An 18,322-nucleotide genomic window follows, 5' to 3' on the forward strand; every position below is an offset into this window, starting at 1 on the left:
GGCAGCACCGTCCCGCCACGGGTTCTGCGGTTGGAACGGGCGAGGGCAGCGGCGTCCCGGCAGCGGCCCGGGTCCGGTTCACAGGCGGTCATGGCCTGCCGGAGCTTTCCCGGGCCGTGCCGGCATCCGCCTCGGGGCGCGGGGTTGGCACGGCGGTGTGTCGCGGGACGGCGATCATCGGTAGTGCGTCCGGCCGGGGCATTTCGGCCAGGACCGGCTTGACGGTGGAGCCCGGGACCGGTGTGAGCCGCCAACGGGCCGTGATCGTCGCCACCGAGATGAGCATCTCGGCCCACGCGAACCCCTCGCCCGGGCACTTGTACTTTCCCTCGCCGAAGGGAATGGGAGGTCCCTGCGGCGTGCGGTCGGGGAGCCACCGGTCGGGATCGAGCCGCTCCGGATCCGGGAAGGTCCGCGGATCGCGGTGCAGGGCGTACTGACTGTACGCGACCTCGGTGCCGGCGGGGAACCTGGTGCCGCCGAGCGTGACCTCCGTGGTGGCCCTGCGGGTGATCAGCACGAGTGCGTACAGCCGCGTGACCTCCCGCAGTACCCGGTCAAGGTATTCGAGCCGGGGCAGGTCGGCGATGGTGACCGGCCCGCTGCCCACCACCTCGTCGACCTCGGCCTGGACCCGTGCCTCGATCTCGGGGTGCCTGGCCAGTTCGTGGAAGACCCACGCCAGAGTGGTGGCCGTGGTTTCGGTCCCTGCGAGCAGCAGCGTCACGAGCTGGTCGCGGATCTCCGAATCGGCCATGGCCTGGCCCGTCTCGGCGTCCCTGGCCTCCAGCAGCTTGGACAGCAGGTCGGGACGGTCGGCCCCCTCGATGCGCGCGTGCCGGATGACCTCGTCGATGACCCGGCGCAGGCGGACGCCGGCAGCGTTGAACCCGCGGTTGAGCTGGATCGGGAGCCGGTCGAGCACCTCGGGGGCGACCGCCCGCACGACGACGCCCCGCGACAGGACGACCAGGGATCGCCACACCTCGTCGAACGCCGCCTGGCTGAGCCCGGAGGAGAACAGCGACTCGGCCACGATGCCCGCGGTCAGCTCGTGCATCGCCCGGTCCACCTGGACCACTTCGTCCGGCTGCCAGGACATCGCCAGGGACCGCGCACGGCGCTCCATGATCTGGGAGTACACGGCCGTGATGCGCGTGCGGTGGAGCGCGGGTTGCACCAGCCGCCGCTGCCTGGCGTTCTCCTCACCGTCGGTCGTCGCCATCCCGCCCCCGAGGGCTGCGCGGGCCCGCTCGAAGAACCTGCCCTTGCCGAACACCCGGGCCTGGGTCACCAGGGCCTGGTGGACGAGGTCCGGCGTGGTGAGGAAGTACAGGGGCAGGCTGCCCAGGTCGACGCGCACGATGTCGCCGGCGTGTTCCACCGACTGCAGGAACGCCAGGGGGTCCAGCCAGAGCGATACCAGATGACCGACCACGGGCAGCCGTCCGTGCAGCACGGGCACGTCCGTCAGGCTGCGAGGCTCGGCACCCGGCGAGGAGGGGGCCTGGCGGGGTGGTTGCGGATTCATGCGGAACTCCCTGGCTGGGCCGGAAGAGGGCGGTGTGCGGGTCACGGGGTGAGGTGTTGCCACCACCAGGCGATGGAGGGGTAGGGCAGCGGTGCCGGATCGAGTCCGGGCGGCGGGGTGGTGGTGACCTCCAGGGCGGGGGCGGCCATGGCGTAGCGGGGGTTGTCGCGGTGCCAGTGGACGACGTTGGCGACCATGTTGCCGAGGTCGGTGAGGAAGTGCCCCAACTGCGGGCTTGCATGGGCGGCCAGTTGGTCGCGCAGCCGGATGAACAGCGCCATGCTGCGGTTCCAGATGCCGATGGCCTGGACGACGGCTTGGCCCTTCGGACAGCGCAGTTCGTTCATGAGGCCGATGACGAGGTTGTTCTGGCCGTCCCCGGCGCGGGCGTCCTTGGCGAACGAGGAGAGGTCGTTGATCCACAGCAGCAGCAGGCCGGCGATCTCCCGCAGGGCTCGCAGGGCGGGGTCGTCGTACTCCCGCGCGGTCATCTCCTGGCCGTTGCAGACCTCGATCATGGCGAAGAAGGCCTCGAACCCGGACACGCCCAGGCGCAGCACCAGTTGGGTGTTGAGGTCGGGCAGGCGGCCCCGCAGCCGGTAGCTCATCTCCCAGGGGATGGACTGGTGGTAGATGCGGTAGCCGGCCGTGACGCGGCCGTACTGCACGGGGGTGGCGAAGCCGCGGAAGGTGCGGACGATGTCGAGGTAGGCGGGCATGAAAGGGGTGTCCGACAAGGCTTCGTCCGGGGCCTCCAGGGCCCGCTGCATCGCAGCGCACACGTCGATGACTTCGTGCGGGGAGGCGCAGGACTCGAACCAGTCGTCCATGGCGAAGGCGTAGAAGAACCAGCGGCCGGTGGCTTCCAGGCGGTCGACATACCCCTGGGGACTGCTGTTGGCCACGAAGGCCGCGCTGCGGCTGCCCAGCAGGCCGGCCCGGTCCTCCGGGTCGTCCGGGATGGGGCAGCGGTCCATCCACTGCGCCGCCCGTTTGTCGATCGTGTCGGCCTCCGGGTGCGAGGACGGCGCCAGCGGGCAGTAGAGCGGCGGCAGCCCGAGTGACGGGGTGGAGCTGTGCGCGGATGTCCCGGGCATGTGCATCCCTTCTCGTCAGGTGGTGCGGGTGGTGGCGGCGCGGGCGAAGTGACGCAGCAGGGCCAGTCCGGCGGGGAGCAGGTGTGTGGTGTCGACGGCGCCCAACGCCTGGTCCCGCTTGTCGGTGATCATCTGTTCGGTGGCGGCGCGGGCTCCGGTGCCGGTGAGGACGGTGCGGACCTGCTCGGCGTCGGCGGCGGCGAGCTGCGGGTGGCCGTAGAGGCGCCGCAGGGTGCACTGTTCCACCACGGTCGCCCGGGCGAGTGCGGTGGCGGCCAGGACCGTGTGCTTGCCCTCGCGCAGGTCGTCCAGGGCGGACTTCCCGGTCTGGGCCGGGTCGCCCCAGACGCCAAGGAGATCATCACGCAGCTGGAAGGCTTCGCCCAGGGGCAGGGCGTAGGCCGTCAGGGCGTCGAGTTGGCCGGCACTGGCACCGGCGAGGGTGGCACCCAGGTGCAGGGGACGTTCGATGGTGTACTTGGTGGTCTTGTAGCGGATGACCCGCCAGGGGGTGTCGGGGTCCGCCGTGAGGTGGCCGGTGGCGGTCAGGTCGAGGTACTGGCCGGCGAGGGTCTCGGTGCGCAGGGCGTTCAACAGCGGCCAGACGAGGGCGAGTTGCCGAGGCGTGATGTCGGGGGTGTGGAGGAGTTCGTAGGACCAGCCGAGGGCGAGGTCCCCGAGCAGGATCGCGGCGTTCACCCCGAGGCGGTCGGCGTCCGGGCGGCCGGTGTGGTGGGTGGCGAGGGCGCGGTGGGCGGTGGGTCGGCCACGGCGGGTATCGGAGTTGTCCATGATGTCGTCGTGGATGAGGGCGAAGGCGTGGAACAGCTCCAGGGACGCGGCCACCCGCCACACCGCGGGCGGCGGGTCCTGGTCGGTGATGGTATGCCAGCCGGTGACGCACAGGACGGGGCGGATCCGTTTGCCGCCCGCCGCGATCATGTCGCGCAACTGGCCGGTGAAGAGCTTGAGTTCCGGCAGGTCGGGGGTGGCCCGTTCCTGTTCGTCGAGGAATCCGTGGAGCAGTTGCTCGACGGTGGTGCGGATGGCGGCCGGGTCCAGCGGGGTCGGACGCACGGACAGTGTGGTCACGGTGCGACCTCCTCAGTTGTGCCCGGGCCTTCGGCCAGGCGCAGGGCTTCTTCGAGCAGGACCTCGACGATCCGGCGTTCGGGGACGGTGCGGATGACTTCGCCGTGGACGAAGATCTGGCCTTTGCCGTTGCCGCAGGAGACGCCGAGGTCGGCTTCGCGGGCCTCCCCGGGGCCGTTGACGACGCAGCCCATGACGGCGACGCGGATGGGGTGGGGGAAGCCGTCGAAGGCGGCTTCGACGCGCTGCGCTAGATGGTGGATGTCGACCTGGAGGCGGCCGCAGCCGGGGCAGGAGACGATCTCCAGCTTGCGGGGGCGCAGGCCCAGGGACTGCAGGATGTGGGTTCCGGCCTTGACCTGTTCGACGGGTGGCGCGGAGAGCGAGACGCGGATGGTGTCGCCGATGCCTTCGCTGAGGAGGATGCCGAAGGCGACGGCGGATTTGATGGAGCCCTGCATGGCGGTGCCGGCCTCCGTGACGCCGAGGTGCAGCGGGTAGTCGCAGGCCTGGGCGAGGAGGCGGTTGGCCGCGACGACGGTGAGCGGATCGTGGTGCTTCACCGCGATCTTGATGTCGGTGAAGCCGTGTTCCTCGAAGAGCGAGCACTCCCACAGCGCCGACTCCACGAGCGCCTCGGCAGTGGCGGAGCCGTGTTTGGCGAGCAGGCGCGGGTCGAGGGAGCCGGCGTTGACGCCGATCCGGATCGGCACCCGCGCCGCCGATGCGGCGGCGGCGATCTCCTTGACCTTGTCGTCGAACTTCCTGATGTTGCCGGGATTGACGCGCACCGCGGCGCAGCCGGCGTCGATGGCGGTGAAGACGTAGCGGGGCTGGAAGTGGATGTCGGCGATCACCGGGATCGGGGACTTGGCGACGATGGCGGGCAGGGCATCGGCGTCGTCCTGGGAGGGGACGGCGACGCGCACGATGTCGCAGCCGGCGGCGGTGATCTCGGCGATCTGCCGCAGCGTGGCGTCGATGTCGGCGGTCAGGGTGGTGGTCATGGTCTGGACGGTGAGCGGCGCGCTGCCTCCTACGGGGACGTCGCCGACGTGGATCCTTCGGGTGCGGCGCCGCGCCGGAGTGCGCGGGGGCGGCCCGGGCAGCCCCAGATCGATGGAGCCCATGGCTATTCCTCCAGCCTCAAGTGGTTGGTGAGGGAGCCGAGGACGGCTTCGGTGATGCCCGAGGCGTTGAGGCCCGCGTGGGCGAGGAGGGCCGCGCGGGCCTGTGGGAAGCGAGCGCCCTGCTGACCCGATCACGGGCGGGCGGAGGACGCCTGGAAGCCGGCGGTGCCGTCCCGCTCTCCTTCGAGCCGAGAGAGCGGCAAGGGCTATCGTGAAGCATGGGTGGCCCGCTGTAACCCCCTACCGCAGGCGCACAACAGCACCAGCGGCGCGCGCCAGGAGCGATGGTGCTACGGAGTGCTTCCGGGAGCGGCCAAGTACACCTGGGCACTCATGAGTTCACCGTGTAGCCATAATGGGGAGACAAAGCGCAGGCGTCATGAACGCGCAGCGGCACCCCACCGTCGGCAGGTGAGCCGGCGGCCCGGACCCTACAACGCCGTAGAGACATCGTCATGGCAGACCCACCCTTCGCAGGCGGCACACCTCTGCCGTCCGAGCGACTTCTGTGCCGCCAGAACAACGGCACCCTCTACGACACCCGTGAACAACGGCCCGTCACCGAGGCAGAGCTTGCCGACGAGATCCGCGCGGGAGGCCGGTTCCGCGCCTACGACCGTGCCACCGGCCACGACTGCACCTACCAGGTCCTCCTCCTGGTGCTTCGCGCCGCCGCCCCTCCCGGGGCCGTGCGGAGCACGGGCAACCTGGGAGCGCTGCCGCACAGCCCGGTCCGCGGCGGCGGGCCGACCAACCAGGAAGCAGGAACGGCGGACCCGGTGTGATGCCGCCGGACAGCCGGACATTCTCCGGTACCGACGCAATGCGAGGATCGACCACCCGCTCATTGGAGGCTGTATGCCCGGTCGGGCGCGGCACGTGTCCGGCGTCCTGGGACGTCTGCTCGTCGACGAAGCACTGCGCTCGCGGCGCAAGGTCCGCGACGGTGACTCCTGCGATCCCCACCAGGATGACGGACGGGAACGTGCGCGCGCGGTGAGCGAGGCGCTGCAGTCGCTCGGCCCGTTCTACATCAAGGTCGGACAACTGCTCTCCACCCGACCCGACTTCGTGCCCGCGGCGATGATCGACGAGCTCGGCAGACTCCACGACCAGGTCACCCCGGCCCCGTTCACCCTGTTCGAGCCGGTCCTGGCCCAGGACTTCGGCGACCGCTGGCCCCGGGTGTTCCGCGATATCGACACCGAGCGGCCGCTGGGGGCGGCCTCACTCGCACAGGTCTACCGTGCCGAACTGGCCGACGGCACCCCCGCGGCGGTGAAGATCCAGCGCCCCGGCGTGGCGGCGCTCATGGCCCAGGACATGGACGTCCTGCGCAACGCCGCCCGACTGATCGCCAGAGCCATGCCCCGCTTCACCGCGGTGATCGACCTGCCGGCCATGCTCGGGGTGATCTTCGACGCCATGGCGGGCGAGAGCGACTTCCGCCGCGAGGCGGGGAACATGCGCGCCGGCCGTCGGCTGACGCAGGACTTCAAACACCTCACCGTCCCACGCGTCCTGCTCACCCCCACCCCACGGGTGCTGGTGCAGTCCCTCGCCCCCGGCACCTCCATCCGCGACGCGGACCCCACCGCGTTCACCGAGAGCGAGCGCACCGGCATCGGGCAGGACCTGCTGGCATTCATGTACCGGGGTTACTTCCTCGACCGGTACTTCCACGCCGACCCCCACCCCGGCAATGTCTTCGTCGCCCCGGGCCACCCCGCCCACCTGATCGACTGGGGCATGACGGGCCGCATCGACAGCGGCCTCAGCCGGAGCCTGGTCCTCGTCCTGCTGAACGTCGCCGCCAACGACGGCACCGGCCTGGCGAGAACCTGGACCGAGATGGGACACCCCACCGCCTGGGCGGACCTGCCCGGCTTCCGCAGCGACATGATCGCCCTGGTGCCCAAGGTCACCTCCGCCTCCCTGGCCGAACTCAACTTCGGCGTCACCCTCACCGCCGTCCTCGCCTGCTCCACCCGGCGCGGCATCCAGACCAACCCCGTGATCTCCCTGCTCGGAAAGTCCTTCGCCAACCTCGAAGGCTCGATCCGCCACCTGTGCCCCGAACTGTCCCTCATCGACGTCTTCGAGGAGAACCTGCGCTCCATCATCTTCGGCCTCGCCCAGGAGACCCTCTCCGAGCAACAGGCCGCACGCACCGCACTCGAACTCATGATCGCCACACCCGGCACCCTCCAGCAGGGACGCGACATCCTGCGCAACCTCTCCGACCACGACGCCCTGCGCACCACCACCCCGCACACGAGCAACTCCCAGAAGACAACCGCGGCAGCCCTCCTCCTCGCCGCCGCCATCACGTGGAAGGCCCACACCCGGAACCGGAGCAGGTGAAACCGGAGCAGGTGAAACGGGCGAAGCCGGTTCACAGCAGGCGGCCGATGCGGTAGACGGAGCGCACGTCCCGCAGGGCGGTGAGGTCGTGCAGGGGGTTGCCACCGACGACGAGGAGGTCCGCGTCGGCTCCGGCCTTCAGACAGCCCTTGACGCCGGTCAGCGCGCAGGCCGCGGCGGCGACCGACGTGACGGCGGCCAGGGCCTGGGCCGGGGTCATGCCGATGGGACCCGCGAGATCGGTCACCGCGTACGGGAGGACGTCGTGGGGCTTGTAGCGGCAGATGCCCGCGTCGGTTCCCGCCGTGATCGCAACGCCCGCGCGGTGCAGTCGGGCCCAAGTGGGGCAGAGCCGACGCATACAGTCCGTCAGCAGGGGAGAAAGCGGCTCGCCCGGCAGCACCCCGACCGTGAGACTCACCGTCGCACCGCTGCCGATGATCCGGTCCACCAGAGGGGGCGTAGGGCGGGGACCGTCCTCGGTGAAGAACGTCAGGTGTTCGAGGGTGTCGAACCCGGCGTCCAGCACTCGGCCGATCGCTTCGGCGGAGTGCACGTGGGTGGCGGTCCTCATGCCGAGGCGGTGTGCCTCGTCGACCACGACGCGCAGGTCCTCGGTCGGGTACTGGGGCAGGTGCATGAACGTGCCAGGAGTCATATGGCCGCCGCTGGCCATGACCTTGACCACCTCGCAGCCGCGCTCGTGGCGTTCCCGCACCGCGGCGATCAGCGCCTCGCGCCCCCAGGCCTCGCCGCCCAGGAAGTGGCAGTGACCGCCCGGGCTGGTGATCGGCGGCCCGGCCGCGACGATATGGGGCTGCAGATACGGCCGGGCGGCGGCCTCGTCACGCAGTCTCAGCGCCAGATAGCCGCGGTCCCCCAGATCACGCACCGTGGTGATGCCCGCTGCCAGCGCCCGCGCGGCCGCCCGCCGCATCCCGGCCAGCACGCTGTCGTCGTCGCGCGCCGCGAGATGGTCGACCGGGGCGTCGCCGGCATCGAACACGAGATGAACGTGGGTGTCGATCAGTCCCGGCAGGATCCACGCGTCCGCGCCGTAGTCGATGACCTCGGCATCTTCCGGGGCCCGGGCCCCGGTCGTGTCGACGGCCTTGATCCGGCCCTCCTCGACCAGCACCGTGCCGGGCCCCAGCGCCGTCGTTCCGTCGAACAGGCCACCGGCCCGCAGTGCCTTCAGCATCAGCCCGTCCCTTCGTCCGGCTCCGGGAAACGGGCACACGGACGCGCCGCACGCCTCCCGGGCGATTGACCGTGCCATCCATCGAACCCGCCCACCCCGCAGCCGGCCCTCCCCCGATCAGCCGACCCGGCGCCTGAAACCACCGTCGGCCGGACGGTTCGACTGCGGGGGAGACCGCGCTCCCCTGCCCGGTCCGACCGCCGTGCGGCCCCCGAGCGTCGATCCGGCGGGGCACCCGGCGGACGGTTCAGCCTTGGTGGAGCTGCTGACAGCCCATCACGGGCTGAATCACGCACCGGCGGATGCGGGCACCATCCGGGAGCAGATCGCCCAGGGCCGGCGCCCGCCGGGCGCTCCGACCACGGCGGTCCGCGGCCGGGATCAGGGCCGTACGCGGGTCAGTCGCGCCGTGAAGGACGGTGCGGGAAGGTCGTTGGCCAGGGCGATCGGTACGGTCGGGGCGTCCGGTCCGCTGCCGGCCGTCACCGCACCGACCGTGGTTCCGGCTTTCGCTCCGTGTGGCGGGGGTGTGCCGTGGTCGCCGAGCGTGATGCCCAGGGGTTGGCCGGGAGTCCCGACCACGTTGAGGTCTTCGGTCGCGGCGACCGGTGTCCGGCCGCCCAGCTTGTCGTCGATGTAGCCGACCACCTGGCCCTTCTTGATGACGGTGGCTGAGGTCAGGGCGTTGCGGACAGCGTCGATGATCTTCTTGCTGTTGTCCTGGACCAGGACGAGGCTGTTGGAGCCGTAGGGATCGGCTCCTTGGACATGCTGGTCCAGCATGGTGCCGAGGATCAGCCGGTCCTTCCCGCCCACCGTCTTGTAGGCCGCCCAGGAGAGGGTTCCGCCGGCCGCGGTGTTCGAACCGGTCTTGATCCCCCGCACGCTCAGGCCGGCCAGGAGGAGGCGATCGTTGTTGTTGTTGATCCGCTGAGGAAGGCCCGGAATGTCGGCGTTGGGCATGGCGACGACCTGGCGGAAGGCATCGGACTTCATCACCGCCTCGGCCAGCTTCAGCTGGTCGACCGCGGTGCTGACGGTTCCCTGGTCCAGGCCGCTCGGATCGGTGTAGGTCGTGTTCGCCAGTCCCAGCTCCCGCGCGGCATCGTTCATCTTCTTGACGAAGGCCGTCTCGGAGTCGGAGGCGGTGTCCCAGCGCGCGAGCAGCCGGGCGATGTTGTTGCCCGAGGGGATCATCAGCATCCTGAGCATGTCCTGCTCGCTGAACTTCTGTCCCACCGTGAGTCCCTCGATGCGCGACTCGTCCTTCGCTGTGCCGTCCTGAACCGCCTTCGCGTCGACCGTGATCTGCGGTCCGCTGTCGTCCCTGTCCTTCAGGGGGTGGTCCCGCAGCACTATGTAGGCCGTCATGACCTTGGCCACGCTGGCGGTGGGAACGGGCTTCTGCTCGCCGAAGGCTCCGACAGAGCCCGACCCGGCGACGGTGACCGCGGCCTGTCCGTGGTCCGGCCACGGCGGGGAGAAGGCGCCACCGGGGAAGGAGAGCGATGACTGCGCGTCATCGCTCACCAGGGCCAGGGCCGGGAGGGGCCGCAGTTCCTGGACGATCCCGAAAGCGGTACCCAGCGCTACCACCGGTGCCCCGCAGATCGCGACCCTCCGCACAAGCCCGCGCCGTGCGGGCCGGCGCGGCGCGTTCGTGCGGCCGGGACTCCCGCTGTCTGTCGACACGGCAGGCTCCGACGAGCCGTGGGCGCCGAAAAGGTCGTTCGCCATGGTTCTCTGCTCCTCCTCAGTGCCGGTGCGCGGGGCCGGATCGCTCGGGCGTGAGCACTCCACGGCGGCTCGGAGGCATATCCATGGAGTGTCTTCTCTCCGCTCCTTCAGGCCACCGGCACAGTGGTGCCCTTTTCAGGACATCTGGGTCCGTTCTTCCCTTATCGGGACGCAGCTCCAGGCGAATCCGTTCCCAGCTGCCCCAGGTCCGCCTGTCCGCACCGCGGATCCACCCACCCCCTTGTGCGCGGTCCGGCCATCGCGGGGCAGGAACCCCCGGTCGGCCGACGGGAGACCCAACGCCGATCAGGGCGCCGAGTTGGGCACATCCGGGCTCTTGGCGAATGCCTCGGTGGGTGTCATGGGGATGCCGTCCAGGTTGGCGGTTCGGAAGGTGCTGACCTGGGCGCAGCCGCTGGAGTCGTCGGCGGTCGCGGGGTTGGCGTTGCTCAGCGCCGCCCGGGGGTCGACCGGTGCGGGCGCTGAGGAGGTACCGCCCGCGATGTCCTTCTGCGGGGCTCCCGTTCCGCTGGTCGAGGCGGTGAGGGGCGCGGACGGTGGCACGACGGAGGGCGCGGCGGCGGGGGTGGTCGTTGTGGAGGTGGCCTGAGCCGCGGCAGCGGAGTTGTCTCCGCTGCCGGTGGTCAGCGACTGGTCGTTGATGATCGTGGTGAAGAGGTTCTTCGCGGCAGGGGAGACCAGGACGCGGTTGGGATTCGAGGGGTCGGGCTGGTTCTGCATGGTGGCGAAGGTGATCCGGTCCATGGGCACCTTGTTGAGGTCGTCCGCCAGGCCCACCAGCTGCGTGATGCTCTTGAGGCCGTCATCGACCGTCAGCGCCTTGGTGGCGGCGTTGGCGAGGGAGAGCACTGCGGCGGGGTCGGTCATGGTGCCGGCGCTCTTGAGCTGACGGACCATCGAGCCGAGGAACATGTGCTGGGCCACCGTGCGCCCCAGGTCACCGCCGTCGCCGAAACCGTGGCGCGTGCGCACGAACTGCAGCGCGGACAAGCCCTGGAGGGTGTGGGTGCCCTTCGTCAGCTTGAGGTGCGAGTCCGGATCGTAGACGTTGTCACTCACGCAGACCGGCACGCCGCCGACCGCGTCGGACATCTGCACCACGCCGGTGAAGTCGACCATCATGAAGTGGTCGATGGGTATGCCGGTCAACTGGTGCACGGCGGCCACCGCGCAGCCCGGCCCGTAGTCCAGGGTGCTGTTGATCTGCCCGAACCGCGCCTTCATCGACGTGTTGTTCCGCCCGTCGGTGCAGGCGGGCAGGTCGGTCATGGTGTCGCGCGGGATGCTCATCACCGTGGCGTTGCTGCGGTCCGCCGAGACGTGCAGCACCATCTGTACGTCGGCGTTGGCGCCGGGGCCGCAGTCGCCGCCGATCGCGCAGTCGGCCGCGTTGTCACGGCTGTCGGAGCCGATCACCATGATGTTGATCGGGGTGCGGCCGAAGGCGTCCGGCTTCTCGTGTCCCGCGTCGCCCGAGGTGCCGGCGAAGAGCGGCGAGTGTCTGATGTTGCCGTTCAGCTTCTCGTAGAGGTAGCCGAAGGCCCCGGCGGTCACCAGGACCAGGCCGGCCGTGGTGCAGGCCAGGATCCGCAGGCCCCGGCGCCTGAGCTTCCGCTTGCTCCTGCGCTCAGCCGCCCGGCCACCGCCCGCCTCGGCGCTCTGCGTACCGCGGTGCACCCGGTGCCTGCCGCCCGAGGCGCTCGCTGGTGTGTTCGTCATGCCCGCCCATCCTCGTTCGTCGACCGGTCCGGCCTTCACCGCGCGGTGCCCGGGCCCGCTCGCCCACCGGCCGGGGGAGCGGGCGCCGGCACCCGCTCCCCCGGCGTCGGCTCAGACCTGGTAGCGCCCCGGGGCGAGCAGGTGCAGGTGCTCGGCGACCCAGGCCGAGGTGCGGCGCAGGCCCTCGGCGAGGTCGACCCGGGGCTGCCAGTCGGCCAGGCGGCGGGCCTTGGTGTTGTCGGAGAGGAGGCGTTCGACCTCGCTGCCGCCGGGGCGCAGGCGGGTGGGGTCGACGACGATCTCGGCGTCGCGTCCGGAGGCGGTGATGAGTTCCTTGGCGAGGTCGCCGATGGAGACCTCGCTGCCGGTGCCGAGGTTGATGACCTCGCCGAGGGTGCGGTCGGCGCGGGCGACGGCGAGGAAGCCCTCGGCGGTGTCGGTGGCGTAGGTGAAGTCCCGGGTGGGGGTGAGTGAGCCGAGTCGCACCTCGCGGGCCCCGGAGTGGAGTTGGGCCAGCACGGTGGGGATCACCGCGCGGGCGGACTGGCGCGGGCCGTAGGTGTTGAAGGGGCGGACCACCGAGACCGGCAGCTCGAAGGCGTGCCAGTAGGAGAGCGCCGCCATGTCCGCACCGATCTTCGAGGCGGAGTACGGCGACTGCGGCTGCAGTGGATGCTGCTCGCTGATCGGCACGGTGATCGCGCTGCCGTACACCTCGCTGGTGGAGGTGTGGACGAGGCGGGCGCCGTGGCGCAGGCAGGCGGCGGCGATGTTCTGGGTGCCGACCACGTTGGTCTGCACATAGGCCTCGGGTGCCTGGTAGCTGTAGGGGATGCCGATGAGTGCGGCGAGGTGGAAGACGGTCTCGCAGCCCTCGACCGCGTCCAGGACCCGCCCGGCATCGCGGACGTCACCGGCGAACAGCTCCACCGGGCTGTCGGGGTCGGCCAGGTAGCGGGCCAGGTAGCCGCGTTCGGCGTACGGCTTGTAGTGCACCAGCGCCCGCACCCGGGCGCCGCGCTCGACCAGCAGGTCGACCAGGGTGCTGCCGATGAAGCCCTCGGCGCCGGTGACCAGCACCGTGCGTCCGCTCCAGTCGTGCGCGGTGATGGGGTTGTCCATGGGGAACTCCGTACTGTGCGGGTCGGGTTGGTGGTTCACTGGGACCAGGCGGAGGGCGGCCAGGAGGGGTGGCTGTCGGCGGGCGCCACCGGGTAGGGCGCGGGGGTCTGGCCGATGGTGCGCAGCACCTTGGCGGCGAGCAGGTCAGCCGCCCGGGCGTGGGTGCCGGGGTCGGCGGCCCGGCTCATGGCGAGCAGGCGGGTGGGGTCGGCGAGCAGTGGCTCGACGAGGGCGGCGAGCGCTTCGCCGGTGCAGGCGTCGTCCGGCAGGAGCAGGCCGGCGCCGGCTTCGGAGAGCACTCGGGCGTTGTGTGTCTGGTGGTCGTGGGGTGCGTGGGGGTAGGGCACCAGGACGGCGGGGAGGCCGATGCTCGCGAGTTCGGCGACGGTGGCGGAGCCGGCCCGGCAGATCATCAGGTCGGCTGCCGCGTAGGCGAGGTCCATCCGGTCCAGGTAGGGCACGGCGACGGCCACCGGGCTGCCGGCCAGCTTGGCCCGGACCTGATCCAGGGCCGCCGGGCCGGTCTTGATCAGCAGGCGCAGGTCGCTGCGGTGGCGCCAGCGGGCGGCCAGCTCGACGGCGGCCTCGGTCAGGCGGGCGGCCCCCAGGCTGCCGCCGTTGAAGATCACCAGTCGCACGCCCTCCGGCACCCCGAACTGCTGGCGGGCCTGGGCGCGCAGCGCGGACCGGTCGAGCCCGGCCACCGCGCCGACCAGCGGCATGCCGACCGTCTCGGCCCGCAGGCCGGACGGCAGGTGCTCCCGGGTGCGGTCGAAGGCGAGCGCCACGTTCGGGGTCAGCCAAGCCGCGAAGCGATTCGCCCGCCCGGGCACCGCGTTCGACTCGTGGATCACACTGGGAAGCCCGGCGAGCCGAGCCCCCACGATCACCGGCGCACTCGGATAACCGCCCATCCCGACCGCCACCTGCGCGCCCTGCGCCCGCAGGATCTCCCGGCACTGCCGCCCCGAACTCAGCAGCGCCGCGGGCAACATGAACCGGCGCAGACCGAGCGCCGAGTCGAACGGGATCATGTCCACCGTGTGCAACCGGTAGCCGGCCTCGGGGATCAGCCGGGTCTCCAGCCCGCGCTCGGTGCCCACGAACGAGATCACCGCCCTCGGATCGGCCCGCCGCAGCGCCTCGGCCAGGGCCAGGCCCGGGTAGATGTGCCCGCCGGTGCCACCGGCACCGATCACCACCGACAGGGGTTGGTCCGCGCGGTCTGTCCTCATGCCCAGCAGCCTGCTGGGCCGGTATAAGAGACTTCTCAGAAGCGTTCAATCACGGCAAACTGCCCAGCCCGGCGGGCTGCTGCCGGGCAGGCTACGTCGGGCCGGTGCCCGCACAGGTTGCTCACGAACGCGGGCGGGCGACCGCCTCCTCGTCCTTGGGGGTGTCCGCGGGCACCGTGCGCCCGCGCCGGGGTACGACGATCACCACGACTGACACCAGGGCGAACACCACGCAGCCGATCAGCGCGGCACGGATGTAGCCGGCGTTGCCCGACAGGCTGTGCCCGGTGGCGGTGTAGGCCTGCAGGACGGCTGTGGCGTTGCGGAGACCGGGCAGTCCGGAGAACCCGCGATCCACAGGGACCAGGACGCCGTCACCGCCGGACTGACCAGCCCCTGGAGCTCGGTCCAGGTCGAGGCACACATACACGAGGGTGTAGCTCCTCAAGCGCGCCGGATACGGCCGCGCCAACCTCGACCTTCTACGCAACCGCATCCCGCACAGGACCTGAACCCCAATCACAAGATCAGCGACCCATTCCGTGACCGCAAAGCCTCAGAAGTGGGGGAAATCGCTGATCGTTCACACCGTCCGACCCGCCAACAAACGTAGGAACCAATCGAGTTCAGAGCCTGTCGCCCTTGCACTGCGTGGTCTTCCACTCCGCCATCTCTTGCTGCAGCTCGCTGACGCGCTTACGTGCCTGCTCCTCGTCAGCAGCCCGCTCTTCAGGGGTGCGCTCACGTGCGGCGGGACGGGGGGTGGTCAGCAGATGATAAACGTGTCGGCGTGCGTCCTCCTCGGAAGCGAAGTAGCGGTCGATGTGGAGTCGGCCACGTTCGAGGCCACCCACGAACCAGCGGCCGTCCTCAGCTCGGTCCAGGATTCCACCTTCGCCGTACCAGCCGGGAAGCGCGTGACCGCGGATGCAGAATGAGCGGTCCGCCACTCCGGCCTCGTTCAGGGTGGCCAGCAACTGCTGGTGATCCATCGGTACACCTCTCCGATGCGGGGGCGCCTGTTTTTCGGATCCATGGAGCTCGATCTGCTGGGTCCGCCCGGCTATCAGCGTTGACCTTGAACTGGACGTCATCCTTCGTCTCAGATGCAGCGCATCCGACGCCGTCGCAGCCAGGCGCCTGCAGCACGATATGGCCCACACCCTGGAATCCAGGGTGCGGGCCATCTTCGATTCCGGTCCGTATCCGACCACTGCCCCTCAGTAGTCGCCGTCCTCAGAGATCCTCTGGCCGGCAAGACGACCTGGCGGCCTCAGTCCTCCTCGATGTTCTCGCAGAGGTCGCGGCTGATGCTGTAGGCCAGGCGGCGCTATTCGCCGACCAGGTCGCTTTCCCTGAAGACTCGAATTGATGATTCGTGGACCCCAACTGCCTCCTGATCTGTTCCCCAACCTGCCGCGGCGAGAATCCGATCGGCGGCGTTAGTCATAACCTCAAGACTGACACTGCCAAGGGGGATAGCGCGTTTAATAGCAAGTCCTGGTGAAGCAACAATAGCTCCCTTGATTTCGGGGCTGAGGCTCCACTCGACGAAGACTCCGCCTGACTCATCGCTGCTCGGGTCGTAGAAGACGACGAAAGATGATGAGCTGACATGTCGGCCCGCAGTGCAGTCTCCACCTTGGACGACCGGCAGTCCGACGTACTGCAGGTCGGCCTCAACTTCAGCAACCAGGCGGATGAGAGCCGTCTCCTCTTCCTGACTTACACGCTCAGGAAACACTAATACTCCCCTGTCCTAACTTATTTGAATTCTAATGCCGGGCCGGGTGGATCGGATTCATTCACTCGGCCCGGCAAAGAATCACCCGATACCGCGGTTCTTCTTGGCTGTCGCGATCAGTGTAGCGAGGTAGTCAGCCCATGCCTTGTTGAGCGTACGGCCCTCCGGAGTCTCCGGTGACGCATAGGGGATCACGTAGGTGATGATGGCTTTCTTCGTACGTGGGTCACCGCTCAGCAATGGAGCGCAGACATCTGGGCACGGTGCCCTGTCCGTGTGCAGTTCGATGACCTCGTCGCCTTGCTTGAGTTGGTTGACGATGTCCTGCTCGGCGTGTCCAGCAGAACCACCGCTGTTGCCGTAGACCAGACGCGTGCTGCCGTCTGCGCTCCGGACGTTGGCGACTGCCACATTCCGCTGCGCATCCCAGTAGCCGGAGGATACCCGGTAGTTGAAGGCGGCCGTGCTGAGTTCGTCACTCGCATAGTCGATCTGCCGTGGGCAGTTGTTATTGTGCACCAGGACTGGTGCGTTGCCCGCCAGGACATAGAACGTGTGGAGGTCACCTACGGTTAGGTCATAGACCGTTTTCTGCGGGAGCCCCTTCTGGTCGTTGATGGCTGCGACGGCACGTGTTGACCCGTCCGGGCAGGTGCAGGACGACCTGAACCGCGGGCACTGCCGACCTTCGTCGACCTCACCGGCGAGCAACCCGCCCTCCGGTTCGCCTACCGCGACCTCGAACTGGCCCGGATCGGCGGCTATCTGCTCATCGCCGGCACCGCCGAGGCCCTGGCTCCGTACCGCGCCACCCAGGCCACCACCGTGGTGACCTCGCTGGACGAGGTCCTGGCACTGACCGGGCGCCACGGCGGAGAGGTGCTCGACGGCCCGAATCAGGTCCCCACCGGCCGCAACCTGACCGTCCGCCACCCGGGCGGCGCGATCATCGAGTACGTGGAGTTCGACACCGCCACCCGGGCCCGGACGGCGGAGTAGGTCCTCATGCCGTGCTCAGCCAGCTCGGCGGCCACCCCGATGCCGGAGAGCATCAGCAGTTGCGGTGAGTTGTAGGTCCCGGCCGCCAGCAGCACCTCCCGCTCGGCACGCAACTCGACCGGCTCACCGTGGCGTTCGGCACGCACGCCGATGACCCGGGCGCCGGGCGTACGCCCTCGGTACGTGGATCTCGGGGGCGTCGTCGGGCGGCCCCGCCTCGACCAGCAGCACCCGGACACCGGGGTCCTCGCTCAGCCGGGCAGCCAGCACGCACCCCGCCGATCCCGCCCCCACCACGACGTAGTCGTACCCGTGCTGTGCGGTTCGTGCGGTCATGGGTTCTCGTCCTTCCGAAAGAGCGCGTTCCGCCCGCTTCCGGGCCCGCGCTGCTTCCGTGGTACCGCTTCCCGCCCCCGTGACGGTGTCCTGCGATCGGATGGGCGCGCGGGGGAAGGCGAGCCGTGAACGAGCTGAACGCCGGATACGCGGCCGACGTTCTCAACTCACCTTTTACACCTCATAGTTGATGACGACCTTTCGCATCGGCGAGAAAATTCCTATCGCCCAGGTGAGGAAAGCGAATTGCGGAAACATCCCCGGCTGTACCTTCGAGGCCGATGCGTTCCCCACTGAGGAAATGTGTCGGGCCCGAGGACGGCGAAGATCGTGGGCTTCCCCCTGCCGAGGGGCTGATCGGACGACAGACAGGCCCTGGCCGCAGCGAAACGATGAAGGGAGTCGCCGTCTCCGCCAGGGGACGTGCGGGACTGTCCGTTCGCCGGGACTGTTCGATACCGGGAACAGGGGATGTCGATGATGATCAACCGTGTCGTTGTCGGAGTCGACGGCTCGCCCGCCAGCGTGGGCGCGCTGCGGTACGGCGCGCAGGAGGCGGTGCTGTCCGGCGCGGCCCTGTGGCTGGTGCAGGCCCTCCCGCCCGGGGGCGAGGCCGTGTATGTGACGCGGCCCGCCTCGGTCGCCCTGTGCGAGGCCCGGGGCGACCTGGCCAGGGCCAGGCTGCGCGCCGCGCGTGACCAGGCTCTCTCCGGCTTCGAGGACAGCCCCGAGGTCGTCACCCGGGTCGTGCGCGGTCGTCCCGGTGCCGTCCTGGTGGCCGGTGCCGACCAGGAGGGTGACCTGCTGGTCCTGGGGTCCGATGCGCGCGGACCCCTGAGCGGCCCCCTGCGCCGGAGCCTGTCCGGCTCCGTCCACCGGCACTGCCTGGCCCATGCCCGCTGCCCGGTCCTGATCATGTGCGTCCCCGATCGGGTGTGCCGACGACACCACCGTCCACGCCCGGGAGCACCGGACCGCACGAACCCGAAATGAT

At 69.9% G+C, this 18,322-nt stretch carries 17 protein-coding genes and 1 pseudogene; 3 read left to right on the plus strand and 15 right to left on the minus strand.

Going from position 1 to position 18,322, the window contains the following annotated elements:
* Window positions 1-88: 88 nt before the first annotated feature.
* From ACFZB9_RS18600 to ispG, 4 genes are read right to left on the minus strand one after another with little or no spacing between them, the layout of a single operon-like run.
* Window positions 89-1,531 (minus strand): cytochrome P450, encoded by a 1,443-nt coding sequence (locus tag ACFZB9_RS18600; protein ID WP_391448377.1) that lies wholly within the window; start codon window positions 1,529-1,531, stop codon window positions 89-91.
* 41 nt (window positions 1,532-1,572) lie between these two features.
* Window positions 1,573-2,628 carry a terpene synthase family protein gene (locus tag ACFZB9_RS18605; protein WP_391448379.1) on the minus strand — a complete coding sequence of 352 codons (1,056 nt, stop codon included), beginning with the start codon at window positions 2,626-2,628 and terminating at the stop codon, window positions 1,573-1,575.
* Window positions 2,629-2,643: 15 nt separating this feature from the next.
* Window positions 2,644-3,720: a polyprenyl synthetase family protein gene (locus tag ACFZB9_RS18610; protein WP_391448381.1), complete on the minus strand. Its 1,077-nt coding sequence runs from the start codon at window positions 3,718-3,720 to the stop codon at window positions 2,644-2,646.
* The gene (gene ispG, locus ACFZB9_RS18615) at window positions 3,717-4,850 is read right to left on the minus strand and encodes a flavodoxin-dependent (E)-4-hydroxy-3-methylbut-2-enyl-diphosphate synthase (protein WP_391448383.1); all 1,134 of its coding nucleotides are present in this window, start codon (window positions 4,848-4,850) and stop codon (window positions 3,717-3,719) included. Before ispG ends, ACFZB9_RS18610 begins: the two co-directional genes overlap by 4 nt.
* Before the next feature lie 455 nt (window positions 4,851-5,305).
* Between ispG and ACFZB9_RS18620 the strand changes: the two genes are divergently transcribed.
* Window positions 5,306-5,635 carry a polyhydroxyalkanoate synthesis regulator DNA-binding domain-containing protein gene (locus ACFZB9_RS18620; RefSeq protein WP_391448385.1) on the plus strand — a complete coding sequence of 110 codons (330 nt, stop codon included), beginning with the start codon at window positions 5,306-5,308 and terminating at the stop codon, window positions 5,633-5,635.
* Window positions 5,636-5,708: 73 nt separating this feature from the next.
* Complete coding sequence (locus ACFZB9_RS18625) at window positions 5,709-7,214, plus strand: ABC1 kinase family protein (protein ID WP_391448387.1); 1,506 nt, start codon at window positions 5,709-5,711, stop codon at window positions 7,212-7,214.
* A gap of 31 nt (window positions 7,215-7,245) precedes the next feature.
* Here the strand turns inward: ACFZB9_RS18625 and ACFZB9_RS18630 are convergent, their stop codons facing one another.
* From ACFZB9_RS18630 to ACFZB9_RS18680, 11 genes and pseudogenes are all read right to left on the minus strand, one after another.
* Window positions 7,246-8,352 (minus strand): amidohydrolase family protein, encoded by a 1,107-nt coding sequence (locus ACFZB9_RS18630; RefSeq protein WP_391448389.1) that lies wholly within the window; start codon window positions 8,350-8,352, stop codon window positions 7,246-7,248.
* 444 nt (window positions 8,353-8,796) lie between these two features.
* Window positions 8,797-9,945, minus strand: coding sequence for a D-alanyl-D-alanine carboxypeptidase family protein (locus tag ACFZB9_RS18635; protein ID WP_391448391.1), 1,149 nt, complete (start codon window positions 9,943-9,945; stop codon window positions 8,797-8,799).
* A gap of 513 nt (window positions 9,946-10,458) precedes the next feature.
* Window positions 10,459-11,892, minus strand: a complete 1,434-nt coding sequence (locus ACFZB9_RS18640) for an LCP family protein (protein WP_391448393.1) — start codon at window positions 11,890-11,892, stop codon at window positions 10,459-10,461.
* Window positions 11,893-12,003: 111 nt separating this feature from the next.
* A complete protein-coding gene (locus ACFZB9_RS18645; RefSeq protein ID WP_391448395.1) occupies window positions 12,004-13,014 on the minus strand; it encodes an SDR family NAD(P)-dependent oxidoreductase in 1,011 nt (336 codons plus the stop codon).
* A 35-nt stretch (window positions 13,015-13,049) separates the two neighbouring features.
* Window positions 13,050-14,249 carry a glycosyltransferase gene (locus ACFZB9_RS18650; RefSeq protein WP_391448397.1) on the minus strand — a complete coding sequence of 400 codons (1,200 nt, stop codon included), beginning with the start codon at window positions 14,247-14,249 and terminating at the stop codon, window positions 13,050-13,052.
* 121 nt (window positions 14,250-14,370) lie between these two features.
* Window positions 14,371-14,607 carry a hypothetical protein gene (locus ACFZB9_RS18655; RefSeq protein ID WP_391448398.1) on the minus strand — a complete coding sequence of 79 codons (237 nt, stop codon included), beginning with the start codon at window positions 14,605-14,607 and terminating at the stop codon, window positions 14,371-14,373.
* A 268-nt stretch (window positions 14,608-14,875) separates the two neighbouring features.
* Window positions 14,876-15,241 carry a hypothetical protein gene (locus ACFZB9_RS18660; protein WP_391448400.1) on the minus strand — a complete coding sequence of 122 codons (366 nt, stop codon included), beginning with the start codon at window positions 15,239-15,241 and terminating at the stop codon, window positions 14,876-14,878.
* A 338-nt stretch (window positions 15,242-15,579) separates the two neighbouring features.
* Window positions 15,580-15,993, minus strand: coding sequence for a hypothetical protein (locus tag ACFZB9_RS18665; protein ID WP_391448402.1), 414 nt, complete (start codon window positions 15,991-15,993; stop codon window positions 15,580-15,582).
* Between the two features lie 81 nt (window positions 15,994-16,074).
* A complete protein-coding gene (locus ACFZB9_RS18670; RefSeq protein ID WP_391448404.1) occupies window positions 16,075-16,926 on the minus strand; it encodes a nucleic acid/nucleotide deaminase domain-containing protein in 852 nt (283 codons plus the stop codon).
* The gene (locus ACFZB9_RS18675) at window positions 16,890-17,138 is read right to left on the minus strand and encodes a GMC family oxidoreductase N-terminal domain-containing protein (protein WP_391448406.1); all 249 of its coding nucleotides are present in this window, start codon (window positions 17,136-17,138) and stop codon (window positions 16,890-16,892) included. Before ACFZB9_RS18675 ends, ACFZB9_RS18670 begins: the two co-directional genes overlap by 37 nt.
* A gap of 22 nt (window positions 17,139-17,160) precedes the next feature.
* A pseudogene (locus ACFZB9_RS18680) lies at window positions 17,161-17,328 on the minus strand (lycopene cyclase family protein); the annotation flags it as partial.
* A 477-nt stretch (window positions 17,329-17,805) separates the two neighbouring features.
* Here ACFZB9_RS18680 and ACFZB9_RS18685 point away from each other — a divergent pair.
* Entirely contained in the window at window positions 17,806-18,321 is a 516-nt protein-coding gene (locus tag ACFZB9_RS18685) for a universal stress protein (RefSeq protein ID WP_391448408.1), read from the plus strand.
* Window position 18,322 lies beyond the last annotated feature (1 nt).

Source organism: Kitasatospora sp. NPDC008050 (assembly GCF_042957465.1).
In the GTDB taxonomy this organism is placed as follows: domain Bacteria; phylum Actinomycetota; class Actinomycetes; order Streptomycetales; family Streptomycetaceae; genus Kitasatospora.